The 6,248-nt window shown below is 48.3% G+C and carries 5 protein-coding genes and 4 tRNA genes; 1 reads left to right on the plus strand and 8 read right to left on the minus strand.

What is annotated here, in order from left to right; all coding sequences use genetic code 11:
- Position 1: 1 nt before the first annotated feature.
- From secE to AC1MDE_RS25200, 6 genes are all read right to left on the minus strand, one after another.
- A complete protein-coding gene (gene secE, locus AC1MDE_RS25175) occupies positions 2 to 385 on the minus strand; it encodes a preprotein translocase subunit SecE (RefSeq protein ID WP_039381824.1) in 384 nt (127 codons plus the stop codon).
- 227 nt (positions 386 to 612) lie between these two features.
- Positions 613 to 1,797 (minus strand): elongation factor Tu, encoded by a 1,185-nt coding sequence (gene tuf, locus AC1MDE_RS25180; RefSeq protein WP_337024796.1) that lies wholly within the window; start codon positions 1,795 to 1,797, stop codon positions 613 to 615.
- 107 nt (positions 1,798 to 1,904) lie between these two features.
- Positions 1,905 to 1,980: transfer RNA gene (locus AC1MDE_RS25185), tRNA-Thr, on the minus strand.
- 5 nt (positions 1,981 to 1,985) lie between these two features.
- Positions 1,986 to 2,060: transfer RNA gene (locus AC1MDE_RS25190), tRNA-Gly, on the minus strand.
- A 190-nt stretch (positions 2,061 to 2,250) separates the two neighbouring features.
- Positions 2,251 to 2,335: transfer RNA gene (locus AC1MDE_RS25195), tRNA-Tyr, on the minus strand.
- Positions 2,336 to 2,343: 8 nt separating this feature from the next.
- A tRNA-Thr gene (locus AC1MDE_RS25200) sits at positions 2,344 to 2,419 on the minus strand.
- 645 nt (positions 2,420 to 3,064) lie between these two features.
- Here AC1MDE_RS25200 and coaA point away from each other — a divergent pair.
- Entirely contained in the window at positions 3,065 to 4,015 is a 951-nt protein-coding gene (gene coaA / locus AC1MDE_RS25205) for a type I pantothenate kinase (protein ID WP_034828892.1), read from the plus strand.
- 60 nt (positions 4,016 to 4,075) lie between these two features.
- On the opposite strand, the gene birA is transcribed toward coaA, so the two are convergent.
- Together birA and murB are read right to left on the minus strand one after the other, a co-directional pair.
- Positions 4,076 to 5,038, minus strand: a complete 963-nt coding sequence (gene birA, locus AC1MDE_RS25210; protein ID WP_479397935.1) for a bifunctional biotin--[acetyl-CoA-carboxylase] ligase/biotin operon repressor BirA — start codon at positions 5,036 to 5,038, stop codon at positions 4,076 to 4,078.
- Complete coding sequence (gene murB / locus AC1MDE_RS25215) at positions 5,035 to 6,072, minus strand: UDP-N-acetylmuramate dehydrogenase (RefSeq protein WP_479397934.1); 1,038 nt, start codon at positions 6,070 to 6,072, stop codon at positions 5,035 to 5,037. Before murB ends, birA begins: the two co-directional genes overlap by 4 nt.
- Positions 6,073 to 6,248: the final 176 nt, after the last annotated feature.

A 6,248-nucleotide genomic window follows, 5' to 3' on the forward strand; every position in this document is an offset into this window, starting at 1 on the left:
CTCAGAACCTCAGGCCAGTGATAAACGATACCAGACGGACCAGAATTCCATCCAGCCCCCACAAAATCAGTGACATCACGGCAGTGACCGCGGCAACGATTAACGTGGTGTGCAATGTTTCCTGGCGAGTCGGCCAAATGACCTTACGCATTTCGGTTCTTGCTTCACGAGCAAAAGCCACAGTCGCTTTGCCTTTGATAGTCAGCAACGCTATGCCACCTGCCGCAGCAATCAGTACTACGACAGCCAGCGCGCGCAGAGGCAGCGTAATGTCGCGATAGAGATAGTTGCCAACGATGGCGACTAACAGCAACGCGATGACAGCAACCCACTTTATCGCTTCCAGGCCGCGCCCGCTCCCTTGAGCTTCGGTATTCGCACTCATAAACCAACCTGCCACAATAATTCAGAAACAATTCTGCCCCGCAGAGCGAGGCATCCAAACCGAATGAGCTTTTGGGCGTAACTCGGTATCCGACGCCGTAAACCAGAGCCTGTCTCAGCAATGATTATGATCGAAAATCACTGATGAGCCAGGTTCTATGTAACAGCGTGCAAAAAGGGCATCAAATGATGCCCTTTCCATATGCATTGCGTCAAATGTTATCGCAATTAAGCGATAATTTCAGCAACAACACCCGCACCAACAGTACGGCCGCCTTCACGGATTGCGAAACGCAGACCCTGATCCATAGCGATTGGCTTGATCAAGGTAACGGTCATTTTTACGTTATCGCCTGGCATTACCATCTCAACGCCTTCTGGCAGTTGAACGTCACCGGTCACGTCAGTAGTACGGAAGTAGAACTGAGGACGGTAGCCTTTGAAGAACGGAGTATGACGGCCGCCTTCATCTTTAGACAGTACGTAAACTTCTGAAGTGAACTGGGTATGTGGCTTGATGGTGCCCGGCTTAGCCAGAACCTGACCACGCTCGATATCTTCACGCTTAATACCGCGCAGCAGAACACCACAGTTCTCGCCTGCCTGACCCTGGTCCAGCAGTTTGCGGAACATTTCAACGCCGGTACAGGTAGACTTAACGGTGTCTTTCAGACCAACAACTTCAACTTCGTCGCCTACTTTCACGATACCGCGCTCAACACGACCGGTAACAACAGTACCACGGCCAGAGATTGAGAATACGTCTTCAATTGGCAGCAGGAACGGCAGGTCGATGGCACGTACTGGTTCTGGGATGTAGTTATCCAGGTGACCAGCCAGTTCAATGATCTTCTCTTCCCACTCAGCAACACCGTTCAGTGCCTGAAGAGCAGAACCGCGTACGATTGGAGTATCGTCGCCTGGGAAGTCGTATGCTGACAGCAGATCGCGAACTTCCATCTCTACCAGTTCCAGCAGCTCTTCGTCATCAACCATGTCGCACTTGTTCAGGAACACAATGATGTAAGGAACGCCAACCTGACGACCCAGCAGGATGTGCTCACGGGTCTGTGGCATTGGGCCATCAGTCGCAGCAACAACCAGGATCGCACCGTCCATCTGCGCAGCACCGGTGATCATGTTTTTCACATAGTCGGCGTGGCCTGGGCAGTCAACGTGCGCATAGTGGCGAGTCGGGGTTTCATATTCAACGTGAGAAGTGTTGATGGTGATACCACGTGCTTTCTCTTCTGGCGCCTTATCGATCTCATCGAATTTGCTTGCTTTACCGCCGTAGGTTTTAGCCAGAACGGTGGTGATCGCTGCAGTCAGAGTGGTTTTACCATGGTCAACGTGACCGATGGTGCCGACGTTTACGTGCAGTTTGTTACGCTGAAATTGCTCTTTAGCCATCGCTAGTCCCTCTAAGACACGGATATATCGAAGATATCATCATATCAACCAGGCAGGGCCTGACTGTTTGGTTTACAGAGAGAGAATCAGGAGAGAGATAAAGGAAGTGGTGCTGATACCCAGAGTCGAACTGGGGACCTCACCCTTACCAAGGGTGCGCTCTACCAACTGAGCCATATCAGCACATCTGGAGCGGGCAGCGGGAATCGAACCCGCATCATCAGCTTGGAAGGCTGAGGTAATAGCCATTATACGATGCCCGCGTCCTGGAACTCGGCTACCTGTTCTTTCTGTAGCTTATGAATAATAAAAGAAGACCTTCTATTATTCGAGCCTGCCAGAGTTTCTGGCTGACTTTGATTACGAAAATCCGCAATCTGAATTCGAAGGTGAGAGAGATGAACTCACCCGCCAGATAAAGATTTTATCTGACGCTCAACCAAGTGGTTGAGATGGTGGTGGGAGAAGGATTCGAACCTTCGAAGTCTGTGACGGCAGATTTACAGTCTGCTCCCTTTGGCCGCTCGGGAATCCCACCTACTTGATTGGTGCCGGCTACCGGAATCGAACTGGTGACCTACTGATTACAAGTCAGTTGCTCTACCAACTGAGCTAAGCCGGCATCAAGTGGAGCGCATTATGGGAAGACCGAGCCCAGGATGCAACAAAAAAATTGCCAAAACTGTTCTATCGCTTACTATTTGTGCAAAACATCGCAAACCGCTCATCATTTGCAGTATTTTCGTCCAAATGCAGTGTGTTTTTACGCCGCTGCACTAAGTGATTTACAGATGCTTATCGTGGTTTGGTCGTCGCACGCCAGAAGCACAACGCCATTTTTCATTTAAAAGTGCGTAACTTTTTTTATTGGTTCGGGTTTGATTGAACATTTTTTCAACTAACACAATGCAAGACGGGATTGTTCGTTAAGGGATGCCACTGTCGGCGTGTTAAAGAGGGAGGCATTATTGATTGTCTGAAGACGGCTCAACGTTGTCAGCGAGGGAAAATCTGAAAAGATTTTACGCGGCGCTACAGCAAAATCGATTGTAATAAGCGACTAAGCAATAATAAAAATGCGGGCACGCTTACGAAAGCGTGCTCAGGTTTATCAATTTGCTTCTTTTTAAAGTGACACTGGTGTTACCCTCCAGCCCATTGTTCTCGTTACTTACCCCCTATGACGTGCAACTGAGCTCGACGCATCATTGTATGCCAGACGCTACAAGATGTTGATGAGCCGGGATTTGCGGTCAGATGCATACTTATGAGTAAAAAAACGACACCACTCACTACACCCTATTTGCAGTTTGACCGTCAGCAATGGGCCGCCCTGCGCGACTCAGTGCCAATGACGCTCGCTGAAGGCGAAATTGAACGACTACGCGGTATCAATGAAGATCTCTCCTTAGAAGAGGTTGCTGAAATCTATTTGCCGCTCTCACGTCTGCTTAACTTCTATATCAGTTCTAATCTGCGCCGTCAGGCCGTGCTGGAGCAGTTCCTTGGCACTAATGGGCAAAAGATTCCCTATATCATCAGTATTGCCGGCAGTGTTGCTGTAGGTAAAAGTACAACTGCGCGTGTGTTGCAGGCGCTGCTTAGTCGCTGGCCAGAACATCGTAAAGTCGAGCTGATTACAACTGACGGCTTTTTACACCCCAATGCAGTGTTGAAAGAACGGGGGCTAATGAAGAAGAAAGGCTTCCCGCAATCTTACGATATGCATCGTCTGGTGAATTTTGTATCCGATTTGAAATCAGGCGCTAGTCAGGTCACTGCGCCAGTTTATTCACACCTTATTTATGATGTGATCCCGGATGGCGATAAGGTGGTACAACAGCCTGATATTTTGATTTTGGAAGGCTTAAATGTGCTTCAAAGCGGGATGGATTATCCCCACGATCCGCATCATGTATTTGTTTCTGATTTTGTCGACTTCTCAATTTATGTCGATGCACCTGAAGCATTATTAGAACGTTGGTATGTTAATCGTTTCTTAAAATTCCGCGAAGGCGCCTTCAGCGATCCAGATTCTTATTTCCACCATTATTCTCAGCTACCCAAAGATGAGGCGGAAAATATTGCTCGCGGGTTATGGAAAGAGATTAACTGGCTGAATCTCAATGAAAATATCCTTCCAACTCGAGAGCGTGCCAGCCTGATTATGACCAAATCTGCAGATCATGCCGTGCAAAGTGTTCGCTTGAGAAAATAATTTTTGATATTTAAACGCCCTTCTTTCCGAGGGCGTTTTATTTTTTTAGGTCAATTCAGATTAATTACCAGGTCGCAACGAAATCTCACCACCAACCCAGGATTTCACTTCACCTTTTTGCTCCAGTAATAAACCACCCTGCTTATCAATACCACGTGCAATGCCATGGACTTCTCTATCGCCAATCAGCAACTTAACCGGGCGATTGATAAAGTTGTCCAGAGCATCCCAGCGCTCTACAAACGGTGCCAATCCATCTCGCTCGAAAATCGGCAGTGCTTCACGCAGATGATTAATGATTTTTGCAGCCAGCTCATTGCGATTAATTTCTACACCGGCTTCCTGCAAATTAATCCATCCCTGATTAATTTCAGAGGCTCCTTCTGAGCGCATCACCAGATTGACGCCTGCGCCCATGACAATTTGCGCTGCATCGCCTGTTTTGCCGGTTAGTTCAACCAGAATCCCGGCCAATTTACGATCGTTCAGGTAAAGATCATTGGGCCATTTGACACGCACATCAGGTGCACCCAATGACTGAATCACCTCGGCCATCACGATACCAATCACCAGGCTGAGTCCCATTGCTGCAGCGGGACCTTGCTCAAGTCGCCAGTACATCGACAGATAGAGATTAGAACCAAAAGGAGAAAACCACTTTCTGCCACGGCGCCCACGGCCTGCTTGCTGATATTCTGCAATACAGGCATGACCAGAAGGCAACTGATCCATCCTATCCAGCAGATACTGGTTGGTAGAATCAATCACAGGGATGACATCTAAATCTGGTTGATGCAGATGCGAAAGAATATCGGCTTCATCCAGCAATTGAATGGGGGCAGGTAAGCTATATCCTTTTCCTGTGACGGTATAGACATCCAGACCCCAGCTCTTCAGGGTTTGGATATGCTTATTAATGGCTGCACGGCTCATACCCAATGCTTCACCCAACTGCTCGCCTGAATGGAATTCTCCATCAGCCAGCAGCGCGACCAATTTCAGCGGAACACTATTATCTTTCATGAAATGACCTCAACGGCGTTACGTTCGCCTTGAGCACCAATGAAGCGAACCTCTGGCTCGAGCCAAACATTGAATTTTTCACCCACGTGGTTTCGCACCTCGTGCGCTAAAGCAACGATATCCTTTGGCGTTGCCTGGTTTTCATTGATTAACACCAGTGCCTGGTGACGGTGTACCGCAGCGCCACCTACCTGATATCCCTTTAGATGACATTGATCGATCAACCAACCTGCCGCTAATTTCACGTCACCATTTGCCTGCGGATAATGCGGCATCCCCGGCCATGCTTTTAATAACTCATTAGCCAACTTGAGTGTGATAAGCGGGTTTTTGAAAAAACTGCCTACATTTCCCGTTACGCGCGGGTCGGGCAATTTGCTCTGGCGCATTTGGCAGACGGCATTGAACACATCCCATGCGCATACAGTGGCCGGGTTCAGTTTCGCTAAATCGCCGTAATTCAGTACCGGCTTCCATTGCTTTGCCAAACGAAGTCCGACAGCAACTATAACGTGATTATCCTTCATCTCGTGCTTAAAGATACTGTCACGATAACCAAACTGACACGCTTCTCGATCCAGGCGACTGATTTTTTGTGTGGGTAGATGCAGCACATCGACGTAGTGGCAAATATCCTTAAATTCAACACCATAAGCGCCAATATTCTGGATAGGCGCTGAACCAGCCTTGCCGGGAATTAACGCAAGATTTTCCAGGCCGGTAATACCTTTCTTTAAAGTATGCTCAACCAGCTCGTGCCAGTTCTCACCTGCACCGATATGCAAATGCCATGATTCATCCTCTTCCTCAAGTGAAATACCTTTGATGGCGTTAATAATCACGCCACCATCAAAGTCTTCCAGGAATAGCACATTGCTGCCCTCACCTAATACGATGAAAGGTTGATTCGCCTGTTGAGTTGCTTGCCATGCGCTCATGATGGCTTCGGATGTGTCTGCGATATACAGCGCTTGTGCACTGACTTCGAGACCCAGTGTGTTGAAAACTTTTAGAGAAGTGTGGGGGCTGGACATTTCACGGCCTTTACTGATTTATCTGGCCGTAGTTTACCCGATCAGTTAGTCACGGGTGGGATGTTTTCGTGGCTTTTAGCCCTGATTTCGCCAATTCGCAGACGTAAAAAAACCCTGAACTTTCGTTCAGGGTTTCTTCACTTATTTAATGCCTGGCAGTTCCCTACTCTCGCATG

It is taken from the genome of Pantoea folii, assembly GCF_056678875.1.

Coding starts and splice junctions, on each gene's coding strand:
- secE (WP_039381824.1), bottom strand. CDS start 385: ATGAGTGCGAATACCGAAGCTCAAGGGAGCGGGCGCGGCCTGGAAGCG.
- tuf (WP_337024796.1), bottom strand. CDS start 1,797: ATGGCTAAAGAGCAATTTCAGCGTAACAAACTGCACGTAAACGTCGGC.
- coaA (WP_034828892.1), top strand. CDS start 3,065: ATGAGTAAAAAAACGACACCACTCACTACACCCTATTTGCAGTTTGAC.
- birA (WP_479397935.1), bottom strand. CDS start 5,038: ATGAAAGATAATAGTGTTCCGCTGAAATTGGTCGCGCTGCTGGCTGAT.
- murB (WP_479397934.1), bottom strand. CDS start 6,072: ATGTCCAGCCCCCACACTTCTCTAAAAGTTTTCAACACACTGGGTCTC.